The organism is [Clostridium] hylemonae DSM 15053, from assembly GCF_008281175.1.
Taxonomy (GTDB): Bacteria; Bacillota; Clostridia; order Lachnospirales; family Lachnospiraceae; genus Extibacter; species Extibacter hylemonae.
Genome location: NZ_CP036524.1, coordinates 1936366 through 1960120 on the forward strand (window position 1 = coordinate 1936366; position 23755 = coordinate 1960120).

At 48.4% G+C, this 23755-nt stretch carries 28 protein-coding genes; 1 reads left to right on the plus strand and 27 read right to left on the minus strand.

What is annotated here, in order from left to right; all coding sequences use genetic code 11:
* Positions 1 to 108 precede the first annotated feature (108 nt).
* From rpmB to LAJLEIBI_RS08970, 16 genes are all read right to left on the minus strand, one after another.
* On the minus strand, positions 109 to 297 hold the full coding sequence (rpmB, locus tag LAJLEIBI_RS08900) for a 50S ribosomal protein L28 (RefSeq protein ID WP_082912795.1): 189 nt from the start codon (positions 295 to 297) through the stop codon (positions 109 to 111).
* A gap of 111 nt (positions 298 to 408) precedes the next feature.
* Entirely contained in the window at positions 409 to 1650 is a 1242-nt protein-coding gene (locus LAJLEIBI_RS08905) for a DUF4234 domain-containing protein (protein WP_006441470.1), read from the minus strand.
* Positions 1651 to 1652: 2 nt separating this feature from the next.
* On the minus strand, positions 1653 to 2063 hold the full coding sequence (locus LAJLEIBI_RS08910) for a DUF2752 domain-containing protein (RefSeq protein WP_006441471.1): 411 nt from the start codon (positions 2061 to 2063) through the stop codon (positions 1653 to 1655).
* The gene (locus LAJLEIBI_RS08915; RefSeq protein WP_006441472.1) at positions 2063 to 2473 is read right to left on the minus strand and encodes a zinc-ribbon domain-containing protein; all 411 of its coding nucleotides are present in this window, start codon (positions 2471 to 2473) and stop codon (positions 2063 to 2065) included. Before LAJLEIBI_RS08915 ends, LAJLEIBI_RS08910 begins: the two co-directional genes overlap by 1 nt.
* A gap of 91 nt (positions 2474 to 2564) precedes the next feature.
* Positions 2565 to 2708, minus strand: coding sequence for a hypothetical protein (locus tag LAJLEIBI_RS18070; RefSeq protein WP_167534336.1), 144 nt, complete (start codon positions 2706 to 2708; stop codon positions 2565 to 2567).
* Positions 2709 to 2768: 60 nt separating this feature from the next.
* Positions 2769 to 3176, minus strand: a complete 408-nt coding sequence (locus tag LAJLEIBI_RS08920; protein ID WP_040434589.1) for a GerW family sporulation protein — start codon at positions 3174 to 3176, stop codon at positions 2769 to 2771.
* Positions 3177 to 3198: 22 nt separating this feature from the next.
* A complete protein-coding gene (locus LAJLEIBI_RS08925; protein WP_006441475.1) occupies positions 3199 to 4161 on the minus strand; it encodes a DUF2953 domain-containing protein in 963 nt (320 codons plus the stop codon).
* A gap of 1 nt (position 4162) precedes the next feature.
* Positions 4163 to 4486, minus strand: coding sequence for a hypothetical protein (locus LAJLEIBI_RS08930; RefSeq protein WP_040434590.1), 324 nt, complete (start codon positions 4484 to 4486; stop codon positions 4163 to 4165).
* Between the two features lie 34 nt (positions 4487 to 4520).
* Entirely contained in the window at positions 4521 to 5855 is a 1335-nt protein-coding gene (locus LAJLEIBI_RS08935) for a peptidoglycan D,D-transpeptidase FtsI family protein (protein ID WP_006441477.1), read from the minus strand.
* A gap of 37 nt (positions 5856 to 5892) precedes the next feature.
* On the minus strand, positions 5893 to 7365 hold the full coding sequence (locus LAJLEIBI_RS08940) for an FtsW/RodA/SpoVE family cell cycle protein (protein WP_138264296.1): 1473 nt from the start codon (positions 7363 to 7365) through the stop codon (positions 5893 to 5895).
* 8 nt (positions 7366 to 7373) lie between these two features.
* The gene (locus LAJLEIBI_RS08945) at positions 7374 to 9527 is read right to left on the minus strand and encodes a peptidase U32 family protein (RefSeq protein ID WP_040434593.1); all 2154 of its coding nucleotides are present in this window, start codon (positions 9525 to 9527) and stop codon (positions 7374 to 7376) included.
* Between the two features lie 164 nt (positions 9528 to 9691).
* Positions 9692 to 10105 (minus strand): cell division protein ZapA, encoded by a 414-nt coding sequence (locus LAJLEIBI_RS08950; protein ID WP_006441481.1) that lies wholly within the window; start codon positions 10103 to 10105, stop codon positions 9692 to 9694.
* A gap of 66 nt (positions 10106 to 10171) precedes the next feature.
* Positions 10172 to 11179 (minus strand): Holliday junction branch migration DNA helicase RuvB, encoded by a 1008-nt coding sequence (gene ruvB, locus LAJLEIBI_RS08955; protein WP_006441482.1) that lies wholly within the window; start codon positions 11177 to 11179, stop codon positions 10172 to 10174.
* 14 nt (positions 11180 to 11193) lie between these two features.
* Complete coding sequence (gene ruvA / locus LAJLEIBI_RS08960) at positions 11194 to 11811, minus strand: Holliday junction branch migration protein RuvA (protein WP_006441483.1); 618 nt, start codon at positions 11809 to 11811, stop codon at positions 11194 to 11196.
* Between the two features lie 8 nt (positions 11812 to 11819).
* Complete coding sequence (locus tag LAJLEIBI_RS08965) at positions 11820 to 12311, minus strand: Gx transporter family protein (RefSeq protein WP_006441484.1); 492 nt, start codon at positions 12309 to 12311, stop codon at positions 11820 to 11822.
* 12 nt (positions 12312 to 12323) lie between these two features.
* A complete protein-coding gene (locus tag LAJLEIBI_RS08970; RefSeq protein ID WP_006441485.1) occupies positions 12324 to 12689 on the minus strand; it encodes a NusG domain II-containing protein in 366 nt (121 codons plus the stop codon).
* A gap of 201 nt (positions 12690 to 12890) precedes the next feature.
* Here LAJLEIBI_RS08970 and LAJLEIBI_RS08975 point away from each other — a divergent pair, with 201 nt between their 5' ends.
* Complete coding sequence (locus LAJLEIBI_RS08975) at positions 12891 to 13874, plus strand: FAD:protein FMN transferase (RefSeq protein ID WP_006441486.1); 984 nt, start codon at positions 12891 to 12893, stop codon at positions 13872 to 13874.
* A 101-nt stretch (positions 13875 to 13975) separates the two neighbouring features.
* Here the strand turns inward: LAJLEIBI_RS08975 and LAJLEIBI_RS18220 are convergent, their stop codons facing one another.
* From LAJLEIBI_RS18220 to LAJLEIBI_RS09030, 11 genes are all read right to left on the minus strand, one after another.
* Positions 13976 to 14500: a cytochrome c oxidase subunit II gene (locus LAJLEIBI_RS18220; protein WP_205689551.1), complete on the minus strand. Its 525-nt coding sequence runs from the start codon at positions 14498 to 14500 to the stop codon at positions 13976 to 13978.
* Positions 14501 to 14629: 129 nt separating this feature from the next.
* Positions 14630 to 15421 (minus strand): RnfABCDGE type electron transport complex subunit B, encoded by a 792-nt coding sequence (locus LAJLEIBI_RS08985; RefSeq protein WP_006441488.1) that lies wholly within the window; start codon positions 15419 to 15421, stop codon positions 14630 to 14632.
* Positions 15422 to 15433: 12 nt separating this feature from the next.
* Positions 15434 to 16024, minus strand: a complete 591-nt coding sequence (locus LAJLEIBI_RS08990; RefSeq protein WP_006441489.1) for an electron transport complex protein RnfA — start codon at positions 16022 to 16024, stop codon at positions 15434 to 15436.
* 16 nt (positions 16025 to 16040) lie between these two features.
* On the minus strand, positions 16041 to 16769 hold the full coding sequence (rsxE, locus tag LAJLEIBI_RS08995) for an electron transport complex subunit RsxE (RefSeq protein ID WP_006441490.1): 729 nt from the start codon (positions 16767 to 16769) through the stop codon (positions 16041 to 16043).
* Positions 16770 to 16783: 14 nt separating this feature from the next.
* Positions 16784 to 17368, minus strand: coding sequence for an RnfABCDGE type electron transport complex subunit G (locus LAJLEIBI_RS09000; protein ID WP_006441491.1), 585 nt, complete (start codon positions 17366 to 17368; stop codon positions 16784 to 16786).
* Positions 17368 to 18297 carry an RnfABCDGE type electron transport complex subunit D gene (locus LAJLEIBI_RS09005; protein WP_040435277.1) on the minus strand — a complete coding sequence of 310 codons (930 nt, stop codon included), beginning with the start codon at positions 18295 to 18297 and terminating at the stop codon, positions 17368 to 17370. The genes LAJLEIBI_RS09000 and LAJLEIBI_RS09005 overlap by 1 nt, the downstream gene beginning before the upstream one ends.
* A 48-nt stretch (positions 18298 to 18345) precedes the next feature.
* A complete protein-coding gene (gene rsxC, locus LAJLEIBI_RS09010; protein WP_006441493.1) occupies positions 18346 to 19665 on the minus strand; it encodes an electron transport complex subunit RsxC in 1320 nt (439 codons plus the stop codon).
* Positions 19666 to 19845: 180 nt separating this feature from the next.
* Positions 19846 to 20976: a 30S ribosomal protein S1 gene (rpsA, locus tag LAJLEIBI_RS09015; RefSeq protein WP_006441494.1), complete on the minus strand. Its 1131-nt coding sequence runs from the start codon at positions 20974 to 20976 to the stop codon at positions 19846 to 19848.
* Positions 20957 to 21814: a 4-hydroxy-3-methylbut-2-enyl diphosphate reductase gene (gene ispH / locus LAJLEIBI_RS09020; protein WP_040434594.1), complete on the minus strand. Its 858-nt coding sequence runs from the start codon at positions 21812 to 21814 to the stop codon at positions 20957 to 20959. Before ispH ends, rpsA begins: the two co-directional genes overlap by 20 nt.
* 17 nt (positions 21815 to 21831) lie before the next feature.
* Positions 21832 to 22488 carry a (d)CMP kinase gene (cmk, locus tag LAJLEIBI_RS09025; protein ID WP_006441496.1) on the minus strand — a complete coding sequence of 219 codons (657 nt, stop codon included), beginning with the start codon at positions 22486 to 22488 and terminating at the stop codon, positions 21832 to 21834.
* A 35-nt stretch (positions 22489 to 22523) separates the two neighbouring features.
* Positions 22524 to 23753 (minus strand): BaiN/RdsA family NAD(P)/FAD-dependent oxidoreductase, encoded by a 1230-nt coding sequence (locus tag LAJLEIBI_RS09030; RefSeq protein ID WP_006441497.1) that lies wholly within the window; start codon positions 23751 to 23753, stop codon positions 22524 to 22526.
* Between the last annotated feature and the right edge of the window lie 2 nt (positions 23754 to 23755).

The window sequence follows — 23755 nt, forward strand, 5'->3', positions numbered from 1 at the left end:
AAATTGAAAATGTAATACACAAGCTTAACAAAAATATTATACTATTAATTCCCTTATTTTACAAATAAAAAACCCAGATTCCATAAGAAATCTGAGTTTTAACTTTCATTACGCACGCTCAACTCTGCCTGATTTCAAACAAGAAGTACAAACATACATTTTCTTTGTAGCTCCGTTTGCTGTTTTAACACGAACTGATTTCACGTTTGATTTCCACATCTTTGGTGATTTTCTATGAGAGTGGCTTACATTGTTTCCAAAGTGAGCACCCTTTTCACAAATAGCACATTTTGCCATGACTGCACCTCCTAACGCTCATAATAAGTCCTTTCTCGGACTCGCAACACTGATTATTTTATCAGAAGTGCGCGAGAAAAGCAAGTACTTATTTTGATTTTCTGAATAATATTACTTTTTCAGATGATCCAGCAGCTTCGGATTGCGCTGAAGCACATACAGCAGCGCCGGCAGCTGGCTCACGACAGATACAAACAAGGTAAAGAAAAAGTAAATTTGAGGAAATCCCCAATAACGCATCTGTGTAAACAGACTGATGACTCCTGTCAGCAGCGTCATACCGAAAATGACAAGGAGCGCCACAAGCAGGACCATATCGCAGCGCCTTCCCGCAAGCTCCATGATAAGACAGCCGGCCGCCGTCAATGCGGCAAGCGCCAGTATTACAGAACAGAAATTGTCAAATGCGGAATAATAGTTCCACACCCATGAATAACTCGTATACGCTGTGATCCCGGAAACACGTATGCCGGATAGGAATAAAAGACCGAAGTAGGCGATCAAAGGGATGATCTCATACTGTCTGTATTCCCGCCGTTCCATGAAACAGAGCACGCCGAACGCCGCAAAGCACACGGCAGGCAGTATAAATTCTATCATTGAGAACAGACTGAAAAATCCGGCCCCGGCCCAGAGTCTGTCGATGATCAGCAGGACAAAGGCCGCTGCGGCCACGACCGCGTTAAGCCGCCCCGGCGTCAATGATTTTATACCATCCAGACCGGTCGCTGGCATACCAGAAGCCTGTTTCTGCCCCGCCGCATTTGCATCATAGGAAAAAGACTTCGGCTGTGAGCGGTCCGCCTCACCGGCGCGCTCATTTTTTGCGCCGCACTGCGGACAGAAACGGTCTGATGTAAACATCTTTTCCCCGCATCTTGAACAGAAACAAGTCCCGCCGGAAGCCGCGCCGTACGCAGCCTCTGTGCCTGCCGGGCCGCTGCCGTAAGGCGGAGGCGTCGGATTGCCGTTTTGACGGTTGTACGCATCGGCGATCAGGTTGGCGTTCTTGATAAGTACATTGAAGGAAAGAAAACTTCCAACAAAACATATGAGGCATCCGACGAGATACCACATAAGAAATTCTCCTCCTCCTTCCGCGACGGCCACTCCATATCTCGGCCCTGCTTTTCTGAGGCGGTTTGCCTGCTTGTAGAACCAGTACAGTCCGTAAATTCCGCACGTGATGATAGACAGAAGAAGCACGAGTATGTAATTCATGCTCTCCTCACCGTCTCCGCGGCACATTCTGTTTACATCTTCCGTATAAGAATACCAGAAGAAAATACTGTATATACCGCATGTTAAAAATGTCAGAATAATATATGTAGCGAGACTTCTCTCTTTGATCATTTTTATCCCCCTTGTATTGCTCTCATTATTTTAAAAATGAGCCCGTCGTCCAGATCGATCTTTATCACACCGTCCGGCTGAAAGCCGACGCGGTATATATACAGTGCCAGCAGAAGAAAAAGCAGAACGCCCCCCAGGATACGGGCCGTTTTCTTTTTCAGCCGGAACCGCTCAGGAAGAACATCCTTATGAAAGATATACCAGATGGCAAAGCCGGTCGGAAGAAACAGAGGATGATAAGAAAATGAGGCGGCAAAGTCAAGACGCGCCATACTCTTAAAAGCCCTCGTCATCCCACAGCACGGACACGGAATACCAAACAGGTATTCAAGCGGACACCTCCAGATGAAAAGCAGTAGCACAAACAGGCCGCTTATGATGACAATGTGACGGACTATTATATTTTTCTTCATTATCGTACTTTTGTCCCGCACTGATTGCAGAAGACCATATCATCCGACAGTGCATTCCCGCATTTCGGACACTCTCTTTTATCCGGCGCAACGGGAGCGGCATTCTCCAGATCTTTAAGCTTTCCGTTCAACTGCGCTATGAGCGCTTCTTTTTCCTTCAGTTCAAGTTCCAGCGTACGTATGCGCTCCTCCTTTTCGGACAACACCTTCTGCTGCTTGTCCGTTTCACTCTTAACATACGCTCTGATCTGTGCAAACAGTCCGTCAAGCCCGTCCGCCTGCGCATCTGCCTTTTCCACCTGTCCTATGAATTGACTGCTGTCCGGCCGACTTTCCGTCTTTTCTCCGCAGTATGTACAAAACAGAGAGCCTTCACGCAGTTCACTTCCGCATTTTACACATTTTATCATTTGTTCTTCCTCCAGTCCATAAAAATAGATGTCATAAATACATAAAAAGTGCAGTTCCTGCCATGACAGTACCGCTGCACTTTTTCATACGCTATTCTTTGCCGCAAAATAACTCATACCCCACAAGCGCACACACTATGGCACATATCAACTCTATAAACGGATGTCTGACGAGTATAGTAAATATGATCCCCACTGCCAGACACAACAGGGCAAATCCCACCACTCGTTTCATTCAATAACCTCTGCACCAATTCTCACTATATTATATGCGCGCTTTCAGGAAACGAGACTGTCAGTCTGCAATATCCTCCGCCGCTTCGGCTTCATTCAGAATATCATCCACATCTTTTTCGGTCATCTTATCTTCACCTTTTGAGCCGAACTTTTCAATGACATCGGGGATCATATCCAGTATCTTCGTCATCGTATCCTGATTTTTGATATTCACAAGCTTTGTATATCCATTCTGGATCACGAGGACCGCGCACGGCGTCATCTTGCCGCCTATCCCGCCGGCGCCTCTTTCTTTCTTGTCACCGTTGAAGGCGCCTGCTCCTACCGCGAACGATACGTCGACAAGAGGAAGAAGAATCGTGTCCCCTATATGGATCGCGTCACCTACAACCGTCTTCGACGTGATCACTCCGTCCATCCCGTGGAAAAGAGCCTCCACCGTTCCTTTAAAATTATTTTCAGCCATGTCCGTTTCCTCCTCAATCAAACTATAATTCAAAACTCCTTGCGTGCTTATACGTGGCGCGGACCTCTCTGCACCAGAACAGATTCCATAACAGCAGGAAAAAATGCAGGATGTGTACCTTTCCCCTGATAAGCAGCGTACCTTCCAGTATCTTCTGCTCAAAGTCCGGAACGATCTCTGTCTGTTTCCCCATAAAAGGATATAGAATGCTCAGTCCTGCCAATACTTGTCCCGTTCTGTACGGGTCCTCGAATCCATAGTGTATCTTTGCTTTCACCGTCTTCGGCTTCAGACGTCCAAGCAGCCGCAGCGCCTCTTTTTTCACCTTTGTAAACGCGGTCTTATGGATATCGTCCAGTATGAACGCACTGAGCTTTTCCTTCTTTTCTGATAATGCCTTTATTTTATCACATAATCTTAGAATTGTACATTTTATCTTACGGAATGTCTGCCTGCACTTTTCATAAATATTTTCAGATTTCCTGCGCTTTTTACGAGGGCCGGTTTTTTCTTTCTGAGCATCTTTTTCAGTTTCTTTCCGCTTCGTTTCAGTTCTTTCAGGTAGTCGGGATTCTTCTTCAACTTCTTTTTGAACGCTCTGACGCTCTTCAGCGCGGCCTTCATCTGTTTTTTCCGTCTCTTCCAGCATCTCTTTGTATTTTGCTTCATCATCTTCCACTTCCTCATCAAATTTTTTAAAATCGCCGGCATCTGTCTGTTCTTCCTCTGCCATCTTCTTAAAAAATATGCGCAGATTCCAGTCAAACTCCCCTGCACGGTACGAGGCTTTGAACGTGACAAGGCGCAAAAGCCAGGTACATCTAATATCTGCCTGGATACTGTCCGCCGAACCGCCGGAGACAGCCTCGATACGGTATCTGAAGGGCACAAAAAGCACAATACAAACCAACAATACAAGTATCCCCAGTATTGCGGCTATTATGATTCCTATGATCTTCAAGATAAGCAGTATGATATGTAACATCTCAGTCTTCCTGTTCTTTTTCTAATATATAGGAACGAATGTCCGTCCCTTTTGTTTCATGATATACCTCTTTTGCTATTTTTTCTACAAGTTCAAGCGCATCGTCATAACTTTTTGCGATCCCCACGACAAAATAATCTTCTTTCGGGTAATCCGGCTGAAGAAGAAGGACTGAATTAATGATCTCCAGCTGGTTGTTCTCATTCCGCGGCAGTACAAGGAGGTGAATGCTCACCTGGAACTTCTTGTTCTCCAGTTTTTTTATGATCTTATCCTTCTTTTTTTCAAGCCCTTCCGTAAAATACATATGCCTGTAATATTTCATCTTACTGTACCTCTTTCCCGCCGTTCCTGCGGACTTACTGATTATAATAAGCGTCAAACACCTGCTTTGCGACATTGACCGCTTTGGCAGAGCCGTCGGAGGCCTCTATGATGACGCTTATGACGAGGTCCGGATTGTCAACGTTCGTCATACCGATAAACCATGAGTGGTCTTTTTCTTTGTCTGAGCTGTATTCCGCGGTCCCGGTCTTCCCTGCCGCCGTATACCCCTGCCCGCTCAGAACGGACGCGGTTCCGTACTGTACTACATCTGTCATATATTCCTTCAGCTTCGCCGCCTCCCCGGAAGTCATGAGCGTCCCGGCTTTTTCCGGTTTATTCTCATCTACAACAGTACCTCCATAATTGGTGACCGCCTGCACGAGATACGGTTTCATGAGCGTGCCTCCGTTGGCGATCGCAGACGTGATCAGCGCCATATGGTAAGGACTTACCTGTGTCTGTCCCTGCCCCATGGCCGTCATCATCTTCTCTCCGTCAGAAGCGCCCTTTTTCAGCGTAAACCTGCTTTTACTGTACGGGAGTTCCGAGGGGAGCTTGGAATCAAACAGAAGTTCCTTGGCCGTATCCCTGAATTTCCCTACATCCAGCGACAGTCCAATATTGGAAAACGACGCGTTGCAGGAATAAGCTATCGAATCCGCGAAGTCCACCTGACCGTGTACATGATTGTTAAAACAGTGTATGGTCAGACCTCCGTGTTCTATGGCCCCGGTACAGTTATAACTGTAATTTTCATAATCAGAGTGTTCCCTCATATATTCAAGCGCAGTCACTACCTTGAACGTGGAACCGGGCGCATACTGTCCCTGCGTCGCCCTGTTCAGCAGAACACTGTCCTCGCTGGAATTCAGAGATTCCCAATTGTCCGCCACTGAGTTCGGGTCAAAATCCGGCTTGGATACCATGGCCAGGATCTTTCCGGTACTAGGCTCCAGCGCCACGACCGCTCCCTTGTAGTTTCCGAGCGCGTCGTACGCTGCCTCCTGCAGATTTGCATCCAGCGTCGTGACAACATTGTCTCCTATATTCTTCTTATCCTGAAACTCATTTTTTAATTTCTCCAGAAAAAAAGCATTTGACGTGAGCAGTTCAAAATTTTCTACAGATTCCAGCCCCGATTTTCCCTGGACACTGTATCCGACTACATGGGCAAACATACTGCCGTACGGGTACTCCCTCGTCTCACTTCCGTCTTCCGCCACATTGGTCTGTGCAAGCACATTGCCGTTCTTGTCCAGGATCTTGCCTCTCACGACCCGTTTTGCATAGGAATCCTGCCGCGCATTGTATGGACTGCGGATGATATCCCTGCTTTTTACCACGTTGAAATATGCAATATATCCCATAAGAACAAGGAACAGACCCACGAATGCGTAGGTGACTCTAGCGAACTCTTTGTTTCGGGCGCGCTTTGCCTTTTTCCGGTGCTTGTCGGCCTTGTTGGCTTCTTTTCGGTCTCTGCGGGACATCTGACGCTTTTCCTCGTCTCGTTTTAATTTCCTGTCCGCTTCTCTTTGCTCGTAGCCTTTCCTTTTTCTTTCTTTCAATATCTTCTTCCTCGTCTTCTCTTAATATATATAAGCCCTGAATAATAGCAAACATGATCATCGTACTTAATAAGGAACTTCCCCCGTAACTGACAAGCGGAAGTGTTACTCCCGTAGACGGTATAAACTTCGTCACACCGCCGATCGTAAGGAATACCTGGAATATGTAGCATGTTCCAAGTCCAAGAGCCACCAGCTTATAAAACATACTGTGGAGCTGCATCGCGATATTCAGAAACATTACGTAACAACTGACGCAGATCAGGATGATACAAAGCGCAAATATGATCCCCATCTCCTCCGATATGACAGAAAAGATAAAATCTGAATCCGCTACCGGGATCATGTCCGGTTCCCCCTGGCACAGCCCCAGTCCGAACCAGCTTCCCGTGCCGATGGCAAACAGCGACTGCGCCACCTGATAACCGCCGTTATTGTAGGCGGCGAAAGGGTCCCTCCACACAATGACACGGGTCCGTACATGATCAAACAGGTAATACGCACCGACAGATGCGACACTGCCGGCTCCGAGTCCCGCGACTATATAGAGCGGCTGCCTCGTAGCCACATAGAGCATGACCAGATAAACGACAAAGATGATGAGCGCTGCTCCCAGGTCTTTGGAGACAACAAGTATGAGCACATGGAAGGCGGCCAGCGCTGTGGTGATCACGATATTTTTAAACTCCAGCGACATCTTGAAGCTGGACGCCACGAAAAATACAAAGATGATCTTTACCAGCTCCGACGGCTGTATATTGATCCCTGCTATCGTAAATCCAAGCTTTGCCCCATAGGATACCTGGCCGAGTACGACTACAACGGCGAGCGATACGATTCCCGCCGCCGCGTAAAGTTTTCTCCACTCTGCCAGCTTCTTGAACTTACGTATGATAACCGGCACAGCAAGACTTATGGCGATAGCGCCTGCCGCGATGACAAACTGCTTTACCGCATTTGTATAGTTGAGCCGCGTCAGCATGATCAGCCCGATACAAAGCAGCATGCACAGATTGTTGACAACAAGCCTTGAAACTTTCGGGTAAATGATCGTATAAAGCAGTATCGTGGCCCCGAACAGTACCACCTGCATGAGATAAAAAGCGAGCAGTTTGATATCCTCGGTCTCCAGATACATTACGAGAAACGCAATAATATGGATCATGTACATAAGCACATTCTGTCTGCGGAGCATGCTTTTTTTCCGGTCCGGATCCTGATAGCCAAATATACTGAAACAGAGATACGTATACATGGTTATAAGTATGATCATCAGATATTTTGACAGCTCTACAATAATATTTACCAAAACTTCACCTACTTCACTCCCCGCTTGAAATGTCCTTTTGTAAAATCCATATCCGGGGTCCTTATATCTTTCTCTTTGATAAAGGCGTCTGTGTACAGCGCCGTGATCTTCTGCATCTCCTTTGCATCTTCCGTCGTAAAATCAAGACGGATCGATGCAGGTGAGAGCGAGTTTATCTCCTTTCGCTGATTCAAAAGAACGAGCGGAGAAGAATTATAAATTATATTATAACAGTATTCACAGCAATTTTTAACCGCAAATTTTTTCTGGTATCTGTCCTTTATATATGTCAGACCGTCACTGTGCGTACAGCGGCCTGTTGTCTTCTGCACACAGCCGGCCGTGACCATCACGGGCTGATAGCCGTATGCAACGAATGTGCAGTCGGAAACACCGAGTTCTTTCAGTTCTCCTGCGTTCAGCTCCGCCGGGGCCGTATAAGATTCTATGCGTGTCTTCTTCAGAAATTGCTTCGCATAACGGTTGAACACATAGATATTGGCATCTGAAATTATCTTCCGGTCATACCCCTTCCCCTCCAGCCACTCACAGCTCTCCCAGTTGCGCACGAGAACGCCGTCAAACACTTCCAGAAGAAGGGCATATTTCCGCTCAAACTTTTCAGCCGTGGGACTGCGGAAAATATATGGCAGGGCGGCATACACTTCTTTCCCCGACTCCCCCGCCTTTTGTACAAGGCTTCGCAAAGTCTCTTCCACAGCCGGCATGAGCATACCGCTGTCGACATATATGGCACGGATCTCTTCGGCGGATACCGCTGCTTTGAGTTGTTCTGCATTCATGACCGACACTGCCATGACGGCCGGCCTGTCCGTCTCACTTTTCTGAACGACAGCTCTGCCTTCCTCGTCCGGCGTAAAATGAGCCGCCTCATCCTCCGTTCTCCGGTAAGGACTCAGCAGACTTTCCTCAAGGCGGCCAAGTCCTTCTCTTCTCAGTTCATTCAACGCCTGCATCGGAAGAAACAGCTCCCCGTCCATGCGGATATCCAGCCTGTCAAAGACAAATTGTGTGCCGCCGGTCTTTCTCATCTGCTTTTCTATCCTCTCTGCGCTGAGGGGCTGCTTTAACGCCTGCTCCGGTGCCATACCCTCGCAGACTGTCTTTGATCCTTTGTGCTCAAGCTCCAGTTTAGCACGATTTCCGGGAGAAAGTATTAAGTTACCATTAATTTTTTCTTGGATTTCAAACGTACGGCGCTGCGGCGGTTCTTCTTTGCCCTGCGGCCTGGAAAAAGATATCATATCTTTTCCGTTATGCCGTTTATAATACCCGTCACAGTATCCCCGCCTTCTGTACGCCGTATACAGCCGCTCCCTGTCTCTTGTGTCCACCGCAAAGCCTTCTCTTCCTTTCTCATAATAAAGGTCCGCGTATGCGCGGTACATGCTCACAACGGTATATACATAATCCGGCTGTTTCATGCGCCCTTCGATCTTAAAGGAGTCTATGCCGGCCTCGATCAGTTCCGGGATCAAGTCTATCGCGCAGAGATCTTTCAGGCTCATCAAGTCGGCCGGTCTTCCGTCCCCAATGCTGTAAGCCAGGCGGCACGGCTGGGCACACTGCCCCCTGTTCCCGCTTCTTCCCCCGAGCAGGCTGCTGAGCAGACACTGGCCGGAGTAACAATAGCAGAGCGCCCCGTGCACAAAGCATTCTACCTCCAGGCCGGTCTCTCTTTTTATAGCAGCCACCTCGGCAAGCGACAGTTCCCTCGCCGGCACAACGCGCATGACCCCTTGTCTCTTCATAAAGGCGGCGCCCGCCGCACCGGTGATCGTCATCTGCGTGCTTGCGTGAAGAGGAAGGTCCGGAAAATATGACCGGATATACTCCGCCACCCCGATATCCTGCACAATGATCCCGTCGATCCCCTGCCTGTAATAAGGAAGCAGATAACCGTACAGTTCATCTATCTCCGAGTCTTTCAGCAGCGTGTTGACGGTAAGATACAGTTTCCTGCCGTGTACATGCACAAAATCAACTGCCCGGAGAAGTTCTTCCTCACCCGGATTATCCGCATACGCCCGCGCGCCGAAACGGCTTCCTCCCATATAGACCGCATCCGCCCCGGCCGCGACCGCGGCGTTCAGACTCTCCACCGAACCGGCGGGAGCCAGTATTTCCACTTTATTATCCATTGCTATTCGCCCTTCAATAAAGAATGTGCCTTGGCACATTCTTGCGCTGAGCGCGGTCGCCTGCGACATATTACTTCTTCGCGCGAGCGCGCTTCCCCCGGAGGGTTTTTATGACATAGGAAACTTCGTTTCCTATGTCATAAAAAAGGCTGTCCGCCGACAGCCTATTTCTTGTGATTATTTTTCATTTCCGTCTCCAGCTGAACGATCTTCATCTGGAGTTCTTTGTTTTCCTCTTTCAGCTTGTCCATCGTCTTCTCCGCATTTTCAAGCTTGATCTGGACGGAGATCAGTTCATGTTTCAGATCATACATCTCTTTGTCTTTTGCTTCAATATCACTTTCCAGCGTGCCGCCCTGCTTCTTAGCCTTAAAATAATCATCGGCTATATTAAGGGCCAGCAGGACGCTTCTCGTCTCTGCACTCTGTTTACGGTACCCCTCGCTGCTGCTGCACTCTTCGATCTTATGATTCAGATAGGTGGAAACTTTCTGCAGGTACTCCTCACTCTCGAAGCCGCTTAAAGTAAACACCTTACCCCCTATTAAAACTTCCGTAAAATTTTTAGATGATGCCATAGAAGCCTCCTCTGCCTTTCATACATACTCTGGTAATATTATAAACTAATCTTTCGCAAAAACCAACTATTTTTCATTATTTTCCATTGAAATTCCAAGATGCCGGCAGGCGGCCTCTGTGACGACCCTCCCCCTCGGCGTTCTCTGTATAAATCCGTTCTTCAGCAGGTATGGTTCGTACACATCCTCTATCGTACCGGCGTCCTCTCCGACTGCGGCCGCCAATGTGTCAAGTCCTACAGGTCCTCCCTGAAATTTATCTATCATCGTAAGAAGAAGTCCTCTGTCTGTCTGGTCCAGTCCTTCCTTGTCCACGTCGAGCAGGTCAAGCGCATAGTTGGCCACCTCCTCTGTGATATACCCGTCATACTTTACCTGCGCGAAATCCCGCACTCTTTTAAGCAGCCGGTTGGCAAGCCGCGGTGTACCCCGTGAACGCCTTGCGAGCGCATCCGCGCCTCTTTCGTCGATGCCCACCTCCAGCACCTGTGCGGAACGCAGAATGATCGTCTTCAGTTCGCCTGCCGTATAGAACTCCAGCCGGTTGACTACCCCGAAACGGTCTCTGAGCGGCGCTGTGAGCATGCCCGCCCGTGTCGTTGCACCGACGAGCGTAAATCTGGGAAGATCGAGACGGATGGAGCGGGCGGTCGCACCTTTTCCGATCATTATGTCAATCGCAAAATCTTCCATGGCAGGGTAGAGCACTTCCTCCACCTGCCTGTTCAGTCTGTGGATCTCGTCCACAAAAAGCACGTCCCCCTCCTGGAGGTTATTGAGTATAGCCGCCATCTCACCCGGCTTTTCAATGGCAGGTCCGGACGTTATCTTCATATTGACATTCATTTCGTTGGCAATGATTCCCGCAAGCGTCGTCTTTCCAAGTCCGGGCGGTCCATAAAACAGTACGTGGTCAAGTGCTTCTCCTCTTTCTTTCGCCGCCTCGATATAAATCTTCAGTGTCTCTTTTGCCTTTTCCTGCCCGATATAATCTGTGAGCAGCTGCGGGCGGAGATTATTTTCTATTTTGATATCCTCTTCCAGATTCTCCGTAGTGATTATTCTCTTACTCATGTTCTCCCCTTATATTAAAACATCATATGCTTCAAAGCGCTTTTCAGCACGTCTTCCACTTCCATATGTTCTGCGATCTCCACCTGTTTTACAGCCTTCAGCGACTCTGTGCTGCCATATCCGAGCGCCACGAGTGCCTGCACCGCCTCACTTTGTACTTCGTTCACACTGGCGGCCGCCGCTGCAGACGTATTCTCACTGCCATGTGCCGCATGTTCCAGCACATCTTCGATGCGCAGCTTATCTTTCAGTTCCAGTATGAGCTTCTCCGCCGTCTTTTTCCCGATCCCCGGCGCTGCCTGTATCGCCTTGACGTCATTGGATATCACGGCAAACCTCAGATCGTCCGGTGAGAGGGCGGACAGTATACCAAGTCCTCCTTTCGGACCGATGCCGTTTACGCCGATGATGAGCCGGAATATATCCAGATCATCCCTCGTGAGAAACCCAAAGAGCTGCATTGCATCTTCCTTCACATTCAGATACGTATGTATCTTTACTTCCCGCCCGGCCGACGGAAGCAGGCTCATGGACTGCCCTGACATATAGATTCCATATCCCACGCCGCCCACGTCCACGATGACCTTATCCTCTTCAACAGCGGCCAGTTCCCCTCTTATATATGATATCATAGTTCCTCCTAAAAAATAATATTGACAAGACGCTTTAGCATGCCGTCGGCTGCGATCCCGATCAGCAGACCGGTGATAAGCCCGGCAATGAGCAGTACAGGTATGTAGTATATGACACTGAACGTCTCCACCACGGCCATGGCGATGACAAGTTGTCCGATATTATGGCACACACCCCCGGCGATGCTGATTCCCAAGATACTGAATCCGCCCTTCTTTTTCAGAAGCGCCATCACTGTCAGGCTGAGAAGTCCTCCGGCGAGACTGTAGATAATACTGAAGTAATTTCCAAAAATAAATCCTGAAAGCACAACTCTCACGACAGATAAGAGATAAGTCTCTTTCAGGCTCATCTTATACAATGCAACAACGATGATCAGATTGGCGAGTCCCAATTTGACTCCCGGAATCCCTATATGGAACGGTATGAGAGTCTCCACATAGCTGAATATGAGCGCCAGCGCAGTGAACACACCAAAATAAGCTACCCTGTTTTTCACCCCGGTATCCTCCTAATTGGTCACAGCGTCGAATTCGCTCTCTTCACTGCTCTCCACTTCCACGACTACTTTATTCGGAAGACAGATGATATTTTCATGATTCATGGATACCGCCTTCTGATGCACGCAGAGCTGGTCCGGGCAGTCAGCGCTTATCATACTCGCTTTCCCGTTTTTGATCTGAAGAATATTTGTCCCGCCGTTGATACTGACTTCTCTGTCCTCCGACAGACTGTACGTACCTTCGATCTCTCCATTCACCTTCACCGTGACGCAGTTGGCGCCTCTGCCTCCCACGACCTGATGAAACAGAAAAGCTCCTCCGGCGACACATACGATAATAAGTATGAGAATCCAGTCTTTTTTCTTTAACTTCATTTTTCATATACCTGCCTTTTCTCTCTATGGACTATTCTAGCACAAGAAACCTTCCCCCGCAACCACATGTTCGATTACATGTCACGATCCTAATTTCGATTGCATATCCTCCCGTTCGTGGTATAATATGAACGATGGGCAGTAAGAAGAGACTGTTCTATATAATAATAATTACAAATAAGTATAAATATGAGGTGTTTTATGAAATATAAAAAATTTACAGCACTCGCCACTGCAGCTATGCTGCTCATGACCGGCTGTTCCGGCCTTCCGAAAGAACGTGACAGCCAGACGTATACGGATACCCTTTTTGACACGGTGATCTCCGTTCAGATCCTGGACAGCGTGGATGAGGATGTCCTGAAAGGCTGCGAGACACTCTGCAAAAAATATGACGCCATGTTCTCCCGCACAAATGAAGACAGCGAAATATCCCGCATCAACAGCGCCGGCGGCGTCCCTGTGGAAGTGTCGGATGAGACGGTCAAGCTCATTAAAAAAGGAATCTATTACAGTGAATTATCCGGCGGCGCGTTTGACATCACCATCGCCCCGGTCGTAAACCTCTGGGATTTTCAGGCGGAAGATCCTGTCCCGCCCTCCCCGGAAGATGCCGCCGCGGCAGCCGGCCATGTAAATTACAAGAACATTGTCATATCGGACAACAAAGTCTCCCTTTCAGACCCGGAGGCCGGGATCGACCTGGGCGCCATCGCAAAAGGGTACATTGCAGACCGCCTGAAGGATTATCTCGAAAAACAGGGTGTGAAGCACGCGCTCATCAACCTGGGGGGAAATGTACTCGCCCTCGGTACAAAGCTGGACGGTTCTGATTACAACATCGGTATCCAGAAACCGTTTGACGAGAGCGGAAATCCCGTCACTTCCGTACGCATTTCCGACCAGTCGGTCGTCACATCGGGCATCTACCAGAGATATTTTAAAAAGGACGGGACGATATATCATCATATACTGGATCCGGCCACCGGATACCCATGTAAAAACAACCTGTACAGCGTTACGATCATTACCGACTCCTCACTCACCGCGGACGCGCTGAGCACTACATGTTTTCTTCTCGGCTATGACAGAGGCATGAAACTCATAGACCAGTTGGACAATGTAGACGCAGTATTTATCACGGACGACAATGAGATTCATTATTCAAGTAATTTCCAAAAATAAAATACAGGAAACAGAGTCAGGGACAGCACGCGAATCACATGCCAGACCCTGACTCTTTTATTTCCGTTATATCAGATCCTGCAGCTGCGCTGCTTCACTTTCTAGTAATATCTGTATGTTCCGATAGAGGCAACTCCGAATATGAACAAAAAGATTATTGCCAATAAGACCGCAATTCCCATAATTATAAGGTATGCACGGCAGTAGTTTCTCCGGTTGATATTTCCGTTCTTTCCGAATGCCCACACAAAATAAAGAATAATGCCCACACACGGAATAAACGTCATGATCAAAATGGTAAGAAGCCAGTCTCCCATGGACATGGGACTCTGGTCCATGCCTGTATCGTAGTTCGTATTATAACCTTCATTATTTCCCACATTGTAATTATAATTGTCCTGATAGCTTCCCCGGCTGTTCTGACTGCTGCTGTTGCCATTGTATCCGTACTGTCCGGGAGCCGCGTCCTGTCCGTACGTACTGTTCTGACTGTAGCCTTCATTCGGATCCGTGTATGTATACTGCGTGCTCTGCGGGTTCGTCCCATGCGCCCCAGTATTCTCTTCTTTTTGGGAGTTGGCCTCTTCGTTCGTATTTTCAGGTGCGTTGTCAAAGTTGTTCTCCATCGTAATGTCCTCCTCGATCATATTAACGCTATTTTATCATGCACATTGTATAAATGCAAGAGGGCCGGTTTCCGTGCCGGGAGAAATCCCTCCCGCACAGAAAACCGGCCCCGCTGTCCTTTTTTTGCACTACAGAATGATCTTTTTCGGACATTTTTCAGCACATGCACCGCAGTTCGTACATTTCTCGGAATCTATGTATGCGATATTGTCTACAACCTTTACCGCATCGAACTGGCATACCTTCTCGCACATTTTACAGCCGATACATCCGACAGAGCAGGCTTTCATCACATCCTTGCCCTTATCTTTTGAACTGCACTGTACGAGATGTTTCTGGTCATACGGAACAAGCTCTATCAGACGCTTCGGACACGCAGCGATACACTTCCCGCATGCTTTACATGCCTCTTTGTCTACCACGGCAACCCCGTCGATAACGTGAATGGCATCAAAAGGACATGCTTTCACACAGCTTCCTTCTCCAAGGCAGCCGTAATTACAGGATTTCGGTCCGCCATTCTGCATCATATTCACCATGATACAGTCATTTACACCGTGATACTCATAATCCTGTTTTGCCTTTTCACACGTACCCGCACACTTAACAAAAGCTACCTGATGTACCTGCTCTCCTGCTTCCTGGCCCATGATCTCACCGATCTTTGCGGCAACCGGCGCCCCGCCCACGGGGCATCCGCCAACTTCCGCCTCACCTTTTACAATGGCCGCAGCCAGACCAGAGCAGCCGGCGTATCCGCAGCCGCCGCAGTTATTACCTGGAAGTACCCCCATGATGGCTTCCTCCCGCTCATCTACTTCAACTGCAAATTTCTTTCCTGCAATCCCAAGGAACACACCAATGAATAATCCGGTGCCGCCCACGATTACAGCAGCCATAATAATACCTGTTACACTCATTGTCAGCCCCTCCTATATTAGTCCGGAGAATCCGAAAAACGCAATCGCCATAAGGCTTGCCGTAATCAATACGATCGGAGTTCCCTGGAAAGATTCTGATACGTCATTATACTCGATTTTCTCACGGATACCTGCCATGATCACGATCGCAAGTGCAAAACCTGCGGAAGTACCGATCCCATTGATCACACCCTGTAAAACAGAATATTCTTTCTGTACATTCGTAAGTGCAACGCCGAGGACCGCACAGTTTGTCGTGATCAGAGGAAGGTATACGCCGAGCGCCTGATACAGCGACGGTATGGCCTTCTTAAGGAACATTTCAACAAACTGCACAAGACAGGCAATAACAAGAATAAATACGATAGTCTGTAAGTAGACTAATTTGCCTCCCATGATCGCTTCATTTGCAAGAATGAACTTGTAGATCAGACTCGTCACAAAAGACGCGATCGTGATAACGAAGATAACTGCGCCGCCCATTCCGGCCGCGGTCTCTACTTTCTTTGATACACCGAGAAACGGACAGATTCCCAAAAACTGGCTGAGTACAACGTTATTAACGAGCGCAGAACCAATTGCTATAATAAGTAATTCTCTCATGATCTATGTACTCCTCCTATTCTTTCTCATTTCCTGTCGGAAAAACTTTGCCGCCGCACGCGCTGTTTGTACATGATGCACAGCCTTCTCCGCAGGATACTGTCTCTACTTGTTTCTTTCCTTTTCTTGCCGCGTTATTCTTCACTTTGTTCTGAAGAGCCGTAAGCCCCGCGAGAACAAGGAATGCTCCCGGTGCAAGGATAAAAATGGTGACCGGAACATAGCCTGCTTTTCCGACAGAACTGTCTGCCAGTGGAAGAAGCTGGAATCCGAATGCTTTGCCGGCACCGATGATCTCACGCACAACACCGATCGCCGTGAGGCCTACCGTAAATCCAAGCCCCATCCCAATACCGTCAAAGATAGACGGAAGTACCGGGTTCTTGGACGCGTAGCTCTCTGCACGGCCAAGGATGATACAGTTAACAACGATCAGCGGAATGTAGATCCCAAGAGAATCGTACAGACTTGGAACAAATCCTTCCAGCAGGAACTGTACGATAGTAACGAAGGACGCCACGATTACGATAAATGCCGGCATTCTGACTGAATCAGGGATGATCTTGCGCAGCATGGATATCAACATATTGGAAAGCACAAGTACGACTGTCGTGGACAGACCCATACCTACACCGTTTATTGCGGATGTTGTCACCGCGAGGGTTGGACACATACCTAACATCAGGACGAAGGTAGGATTTTCTTTGACCAAACCGTTATATACTCTTTCGGTACATTTATTCATCTCACACTACCTCCTTAAAATGCATTCTGGTAATATCCGAGAGCAGCGTTGACCGCTCCGGTTACCGCTCTTGATGTTATCGTTGCTCCGCTCAATGCATCGATAGGCTCCCCGTCTCCGCCATCCTTGGACACAACGAATCTGTCTGTCTGCTTTCCTTCATACTGCTTGTAAAATGCAGGCTCTGTCGCTCTCATTCCAAGGCCGGCAGTCTCACTGATGGAAAGAATCGAGATTCCGCTTACCGTCCCGTCATTCTTGATACCGACTGTGATCTTTATATCACCGCCGTATCCTTCTTTGTCGGTCGCTGTGACGATATATCCGGCTTCACCGCCCTGAACCTCACAGACTTCGTCGATCGTAGCTTTTACGCCCAGGTCCTTGACCGCCTTGTCAGCCGCCTTCATATCTACATCTGTCTCTTTAAAATCATCCGCAGACGCCTCAGGGAACACTTGCTGCCATGCTTCCTTCTTGGCCGCATCCTGTGCCTGCGCGATCGGCTCCTTTGTGATCTCATATACAAAGCCAAGGCCGATACCTGACACAAGCGTGATTATTGTGAGGATGATCGCATTTTTTACAATTTTATTCATTATTTTTCTCCTCCTTTACCAAATGGTTTTGGAAGAGTAACCTTCTCGATCAGCGGTACAAAAAGGTTACTGATAATAATCGCATAGGAAACGCCTTCTGCGGAACCGCCGAACAGACGGAACAGTCCGGTCAGTATGCCAAGCATGGCTCCGTATACAAGCTGCCCCCTCTTCGTGATAGGTGACGTGACATAGTCGGTCGCCATAAACCAGGCGCCGAGCATAAGGCCGCCGCCGCAAAGGTGCGCCGTAATATACTGCACATCGAAGAATCCGACATTTGCATTGCTGAATTGTCCGAAGATGCCGATAAAGATCACAAATGTAACAATATATGTACCAGGAATACGAAGGTCGATAGCGCCGATCAGTATCAGGAAAATAGCTCCGATTATAATGGCGATCACGGAAGTCTCTCCTATTGTTCCCGGTATCGTACCGACGAGCATCTTCATTGAATCTACAGACTGCCCGCTCTTGAGCAGCGCAAGCGGGGTCGGTCCTGTCACTCCGTCATAGATAAAGGTCGTCATCTGTCCTGTAAAAGATATGAGCAGAAAACATCTCGCTCCAAGAGCAGGGTTCATAAAGTTCTGTCCCAGCCCTCCAAAGAGCTGCTTTACCACAAGGATACCGAACACACTGCCGAGCGCGCCCATCCACCACGGAGCGGACGCCGGCATGTTGAGTCCGAGCAGCAGACCAGTTACAACAGCACTGAAGTCATTGATCGTGACTTTTCTGTGCATCAGCTTCTCATAAATGTACTCTGTTAAAACTGCCGAGACCGTTGTGCTTAAAAGCATAATAAACGCGGGCAGTCCGAAGTTCCAAACGCCGAACGCCGACGCAGGCAGCAGCGCGATCGTCACACACAGCATAATATTGGCTGAAGTGACTTTGGAACGTATGTGTGGTGAAGATGACATTTTTATATTGTTCTCCACGTTAGTTCACCTCTTCCTCTCATTTCTAGTTTATTTTTTCTTGCGGTTGGCCATCGCAATTTTTCTCATAGAACCGATGGACTGTTTCAGCGGACGTTTTGCAGGACATACATAGCTGCATGAACCGCATTCCATACACTCCAGCCCTTCCTGTTTTGTAAATGCCTCTTCATCGTGATGTTCCGCATAATCCGCCAGTCTTGAGGGGATCAGCCTGCTCGGACAGGCTTCCACACAGCGGCCGCAGTTGATGCATGCGGTCGGCTCATATTTGGCCACTTCATCTTTCGTAAGGCAGAGAATAGACGAATTCGTCTTCGTGATCGGAACGTCCAGTGTAAACATGGAGAATCCCATCATAGGCCCGCCGGAGATCACCTTCTCAGGCTCTTCTTTGAATCCGCCTGCCGCTTCCACGAGCTCAGCCTGATTCGTTCCGAACAGCACTTTAAAATTACCCGGCTCATTTACGGCATCCCCGCTCACGGTAACGACGCGGTCTATTGACGGTCTGCCTTCTGCCACGGCCTGATAGATATTGATCATTGTCTCCACATTGTCCACCACGCATCCTGCGTCTGCAGGAAGCATTGCAGAATTAATGGCCCTTCCCGTCGTCGCGTAGATGAGCTGACGCTCACCGCCCTGCGGATATTTAGTCTTTAATGCGAGCACTTCCATTCGCGGCTCGTCTTTTGTCAGCTCTCTGAGCTTTTCTATACAATCCGGTTTGTTATCCTCCACACCAAAAATACCCTTTGCGTTGTCAAACAGCTTAAGCACTATTTTCATTCCGCCGACGAGTTTTTCCGGAGTCTCCAGCATACGTCTGTAGTCTGCGGTTATATAAGGCTCACATTCCGCGCAGTTTGCAATAATATAATCGATCTTGTCCGGCTCCTTTGGCGAAAGCTTTACCCTTGTCGGGAATCCGGCGCCGCCCATGCCGACAACTCCTGCTTCACCGATCGCATTTAAAATGTCTTCTTTTGTCATCTCGTCCAGAGGTTTTGCCGGCTTATACTCTGCTTCTTCATATTCACCGTCGTTTTCAACCACGACGCAGTTCACAGTTGCCCCTGTCGGATTCAGGTGCGGCTCTATAGCCTTGACTGTTCCGGACACAGAAGAATAGACCGGTGCGGACACGAATCCTCCGGCTTCTGCAATCTTCTGACCCTTTAATACACGTTCACCCACCTCGACGATCGGACTGGCAGGCGCTCCGATATGCTGGGAAACCGGATATACAAGATCACCTTTCGGTTTTACTTCGACAATCGCCTTATCTTTTGCCAGGCTCTTGCCGTCATCAGGGTGCACACCACCCTTAAACGTTAACAATGCCATCCCATTTTCCTTCCTTCCTGTTTTCTCTTTATATACTATACAAGAAAATACCCGCTTTATCTAGTAAATACAGGCAATTCTTTGTATATTTCCAAGTACATCTTGTCGAAATTTTAACATATAAAAGATAGAGACTATACAGTCTCTATCTCCTAATTTCGACACGGATCATATACCGCATTATTGTTCGGTTGTTGTATCCTCATATGTCTCTGACGCATCATCCGCAACATCTTCTACACTTTCCTGTACCGGTGTGTCCGGCTCCAATGCCTTCATGCTGAGACTGATCTTCTTTTCCGCCTCATTTAAATCAACGATCTTTGCTGTGATCTCCTGTCCTACCGACAGTACATCGGACGGTTTATCCACATGTGCTCTGGAGATCTGTGATACGTGAAGCAGCGCATCCACACCCGGTGCAAGTTCAACAAACGCGCCAAAATCAGTCATCCTTGCCACTCTTCCTGTGATGCTCGTTCCGACTGCATAATCGTCGGACGCGTTGGCCCACGGATTCGTCTCCGGGAACTTAAGGCTCAGCGCTATCTTCGTGTCATTGATATCCTTGATCAATACTTTTACAATATCGCCAACCTGGAATACTTTCTTCGGATTCTCAACACGTCCCCATGACATTTCGGAAATATGGAGAAGTCCGTCAACACCACCCAAGTCAATAAACGCTCCAAAATCTGTTACATTTTTAACAGTTCCTTCTACTGTATCGCCGATCTGAAGCTTTTCAAACAGTTCTTTCTGTTTCTCTGCTCTCGCAGCCACAAGCAGCTGTCTTCTGTCTCCGATCACTCTGTTTCTTCTCGGATTGAACTCGCTGATCACAAACTCGATCTCCTGATCCTGGTATTTGCTCAGATCTTTCTCATAAGTGTCTGACACAAGGCTTGCAGGGATGAAAACTCTAGCCTCTTCGATCACAACACTTAAACCGCCGCCGAGGATCTGGGCCACAGGTGCCTTCAGCACTTCCTTATTCTCATAGGCTTCTTTCAGTCTCTCATTGCCCTTTTCAGCTGCCAGTCTCTTATATGTCAATAACACCTGACCTTCGCCGTCGTTTACTTTTAAGACTTTGGCAGTCATCTCGTCGCCGACAGAAACCATGGTAGTAAGATCAACATTCGGTTCATTCGTATATTCACTTCTTGTAATGATACCATCCGCCTTGTAACCTATATTCAAGATGATTTCATCCGGCTTTACGTCAATGACAGTACCATCTACCACCTCACCGTTTCTGATTGTCTTAAAAGACTCTTCTAACATTTGTTCAAAAGTTAATTCCGACATTATTTTGAACCTCCTCAATTATTTTGTTGGGCGTGGATGCCCCTGCTGTAATACCTACTGTTTCCACGGACCTTAATTGATTCATATCCAAATCGTCAAGTGTCTGTATATAGTACGTATCCTTACATGCATCGCTGCAGATTTCAAATAGCTTCTGGGTATTGGAACTGCGCCTGTCGCCGATGACAAGCATCGCCTCTACTCTGTCTGCAATGTCCCTGGCCTCTTCCTGCCGCTCTTTGGTTGCATTGCAAATCGTATTTAAAACAATTATATCATACCCCTTTTTTACGATAATTTCAACTAAATCTTTGAATTTATTGTAATTAAATGTCGTCTGTGACACTACACATATCCGGCATTCTTTATCTTCTATACAAAACCGCTCTGCTTCTTCTGCATTCTGGACGACTGTGACCTTGTCTCCTGCCCATCCTTTTATGCCCTCCACCTCAGGGTGCGCGCTGTTTCCTATGATGATGATATGAGCGCCCTTCCTGCTTTCTTCCATTACGATATTATGGATTTTTTTCACAAACGGACAGGTCGCATCCACATAACCGATCCCTTTTTTGTCAAGCCTGTCACAGACCGACCTGGGCACTCCGTGGGAACGGATAATGACGGTCCCGTCTTTGAGCCCATCCAGTTCTTCCTCCGTCTCCAGCACTTCAACGCCGTGCAGCTTCATATCTTTTATAACTTCCTCATTGTGAATAATGGGGCCGTAAGTATATATTTTCTCACCTTCATGCAGCCGTATCTGTTCATACACAGTTTCAACCGCCCGCTTAACGCCGAAACAAAATCCGGCTGTCTTCGCAAGTTCAATCTTCATATAGTTCTCCTCATCTCCTATGAGCACAGGCGCACGATCGCATCCACGACTTCTTCGATCGACATGTTGGAACTGTCGATGAGAACCGCATCCTCCGCCTGTTTAAGAGGCGCGGTCTCACGTGTTGTGTCACGCAGGTCTCTCGCCTCGATATCCGCTGCTATCTCCTCGAGCCGGCAGGCGGTCCCCTTCTCTTTCAGCTCTTCATAGCGGCGTCTTGCTCTCGTATCTACGCTTGCCGTCAAAAACACCTTCAGATCCGCATCCGGCAGCACGCAAGTGCCGATATCCCTGCCGTCCATGATCACGTTCTGATCTTCTGCCAGACTGCGCTGCAGTTCCAGAAGTTTCGCGCGCACTTCCGGTATTGCCGAGCTTACTGAGGCCATATTGCCGGCCTCCTCCGTGCGTAGTCTTGACGTTATATTCTTACCGTTTAAGTATACCTGCTGGACGCCATTCTCATAGCGGATGGTCACATCCGCGTCCTCACAGGCCCGCACTATCCTTTCTCTGTCATCAGGGACGATCCCTCTGTCCAGAAAATGGACCGCCAGCCCCCGGTACATCGCTCCGGTATCTACGTAAATGAATCCTTTCTTATTTGCAACGAGCTTTGCTATCGTGCTTTTCCCTGCGCCTGCCGGCCCGTCGATCGCTATTTTATATCCCATTTTTCTTCCTCACTTGTCTTTGTTCTTCTGTCATGTCAAACAATTCCAGCTCCCGCGGCATGACCGGTAGACCAGGCGATCTGCAGGTTAAACCCTCCGGTCAGCGCGTCAAGGTCAAGTACCTCCCCGCAGAAGCATATCCCTTTCACAAGCTTCGACTCCATCGTACCGGGGTCAACCTCCTTTACGCTGACGCCGCCCCGCGTTATGATCGCCTCGCGGTAATCCCTGAGTCCGGTCAGCGTGACAGGCAGATGCTTTATGAGCCCCGCAAACTGCCGGCGCTCTTCTTTTGTGATGGTATTGACCTTCTTTTCAGCATCAATACTGCTTAATTTTATCATGACCGGGACAAGTTTTGCGGGGAATAATCTCCCGACCGCATTTTTAAACTGCCGGTTGCGGTTCTCTTCAAAATCCCGGAGTACGCGCTGATCGAGCTGTTCTTCCGACAGCGCCGGCTTCAGGTCGATCAGCAGCTGCAATTCCTTTTGTTTCAGCTTCTTTCCCACATAGCTGCTGGCGGTGAGCATGAGCGGTCCGCTCACCCCATAATGTGTGAACAGCATTTCCCCGAAATCCTCATACAGCTTCTTCCTGCCGTCATAAACCGCCGCGCGGACATTTCGCAGCGACAGTCCCTGAAGCTCCTTCACCCATTCTTCTTTACATTCCATCGGGACAAGTGACGGCATACACTCTGTCACTGTATGCCCGAGGTTTTCTGCAAAACGCAGTCCGTCCCCGGTGGAACCGGTAGCCTGGTACGACAGGCCTCCTGTCGCAACGATACACACATCTCCCGGGACCTCACGCCCGCCGTCGGTAACGATCTTCTCAAACCGTCCATCGGCTGCTTTGATCTGTCTGACAGCTGTACTGAGATGGATGTGGACGCCGAGACGCTCCATTTCACGCTCCAGTCCCCGGATCACATCCGACGAATGATCGGAAGCCGGAAATACTCTGTCTCCCCGCTCCACTTTTGTCTTCACGCCAATTCTCTCAAAAAAGGAAATGACATCCTCATTTGTAAAACTGTAAAAACTGCTGTATAAAAACTTGGAATTACTTACCACTGCGTCGAACAGCCCTTCCATATCACAGGCATTTGTGATATTACATCTTCCCTTGCCTGTTATGAACAGCTTTCTTCCAAGTCTGTCATTTTTTTCATATATGTGGACTTCATGTCCATTTTCAGCGGCTGCGGCCGCCGCGCACATTCCCGCCGCGCCTCCGCCCGCTATCAGTACTTTGCTCATTT

Bases quoted from the DNA above. Each gene is read 5' to 3' on its own strand.
- LAJLEIBI_RS08925 (WP_006441475.1), bottom strand. From the start codon at position 4,161: ATGTTACATATCATACTGCTTATCTTGAAGATCATAGGAATCATAATA.
- LAJLEIBI_RS08905 (WP_006441470.1), bottom strand. From the start codon at position 1,650: ATGATCAAAGAGAGAAGTCTCGCTACATATATTATTCTGACATTTTTA.
- LAJLEIBI_RS08915 (WP_006441472.1), bottom strand. From the start codon at position 2,473: ATGATAAAATGTGTAAAATGCGGAAGTGAACTGCGTGAAGGCTCTCTG.
- LAJLEIBI_RS09005 (WP_040435277.1), bottom strand. From the start codon at position 18,297: ATGTCATCTTCACCACACATACGTTCCAAAGTCACTTCAGCCAATATT.
- rsxC (WP_006441493.1), bottom strand. From the start codon at position 19,665: ATGGCATTGTTAACGTTTAAGGGTGGTGTGCACCCTGATGACGGCAAG.
- rpmB (WP_082912795.1), bottom strand. From the start codon at position 297: ATGGCAAAATGTGCTATTTGTGAAAAGGGTGCTCACTTTGGAAACAAT.
- LAJLEIBI_RS08930 (WP_040434590.1), bottom strand. From the start codon at position 4,486: ATGAAATATTACAGGCATATGTATTTTACGGAAGGGCTTGAAAAAAAG.
- rpsA (WP_006441494.1), bottom strand. From the start codon at position 20,976: ATGTCGGAATTAACTTTTGAACAAATGTTAGAAGAGTCTTTTAAGACA.
- LAJLEIBI_RS08950 (WP_006441481.1), bottom strand. From the start codon at position 10,105: ATGGCATCATCTAAAAATTTTACGGAAGTTTTAATAGGGGGTAAGGTG.
- LAJLEIBI_RS09000 (WP_006441491.1), bottom strand. From the start codon at position 17,368: ATGAATAAAATTGTAAAAAATGCGATCATCCTCACAATAATCACGCTT.
- rsxE (WP_006441490.1), bottom strand. From the start codon at position 16,769: ATGAATAAATGTACCGAAAGAGTATATAACGGTTTGGTCAAAGAAAAT.
- LAJLEIBI_RS08920 (WP_040434589.1), bottom strand. From the start codon at position 3,176: ATGGCTGAAAATAATTTTAAAGGAACGGTGGAGGCTCTTTTCCACGGG.
- cmk (WP_006441496.1), bottom strand. From the start codon at position 22,488: ATGGGATATAAAATAGCGATCGACGGGCCGGCAGGCGCAGGGAAAAGC.
- LAJLEIBI_RS18070 (WP_167534336.1), bottom strand. From the start codon at position 2,708: ATGAAACGAGTGGTGGGATTTGCCCTGTTGTGTCTGGCAGTGGGGATC.
- LAJLEIBI_RS18220 (WP_205689551.1), bottom strand. From the start codon at position 14,500: ATGGAGAACAACTTTGACAACGCACCTGAAAATACGAACGAAGAGGCC.
- LAJLEIBI_RS09030 (WP_006441497.1), bottom strand. From the start codon at position 23,753: ATGAGCAAAGTACTGATAGCGGGCGGAGGCGCGGCGGGAATGTGCGCG.
- ruvB (WP_006441482.1), bottom strand. From the start codon at position 11,179: ATGAGTAAGAGAATAATCACTACGGAGAATCTGGAAGAGGATATCAAA.
- ispH (WP_040434594.1), bottom strand. From the start codon at position 21,814: ATGAAGATTGAACTTGCGAAGACAGCCGGATTTTGTTTCGGCGTTAAG.
- LAJLEIBI_RS08975 (WP_006441486.1), top strand. From the start codon at position 12,891: ATGAAATATAAAAAATTTACAGCACTCGCCACTGCAGCTATGCTGCTC.
- LAJLEIBI_RS08945 (WP_040434593.1), bottom strand. From the start codon at position 9,527: ATGGATAATAAAGTGGAAATACTGGCTCCCGCCGGTTCGGTGGAGAGT.
- LAJLEIBI_RS08990 (WP_006441489.1), bottom strand. From the start codon at position 16,024: ATGAGAGAATTACTTATTATAGCAATTGGTTCTGCGCTCGTTAATAAC.
- LAJLEIBI_RS08985 (WP_006441488.1), bottom strand. From the start codon at position 15,421: ATGAGTGTAACAGGTATTATTATGGCTGCTGTAATCGTGGGCGGCACC.
- LAJLEIBI_RS08910 (WP_006441471.1), bottom strand. From the start codon at position 2,063: ATGAAGAAAAATATAATAGTCCGTCACATTGTCATCATAAGCGGCCTG.
- LAJLEIBI_RS08970 (WP_006441485.1), bottom strand. From the start codon at position 12,689: ATGAAGTTAAAGAAAAAAGACTGGATTCTCATACTTATTATCGTATGT.
- ruvA (WP_006441483.1), bottom strand. From the start codon at position 11,811: ATGATATCATATATAAGAGGGGAACTGGCCGCTGTTGAAGAGGATAAG.
- LAJLEIBI_RS08935 (WP_006441477.1), bottom strand. From the start codon at position 5,855: ATGGGATATATTGCATATTTCAACGTGGTAAAAAGCAGGGATATCATC.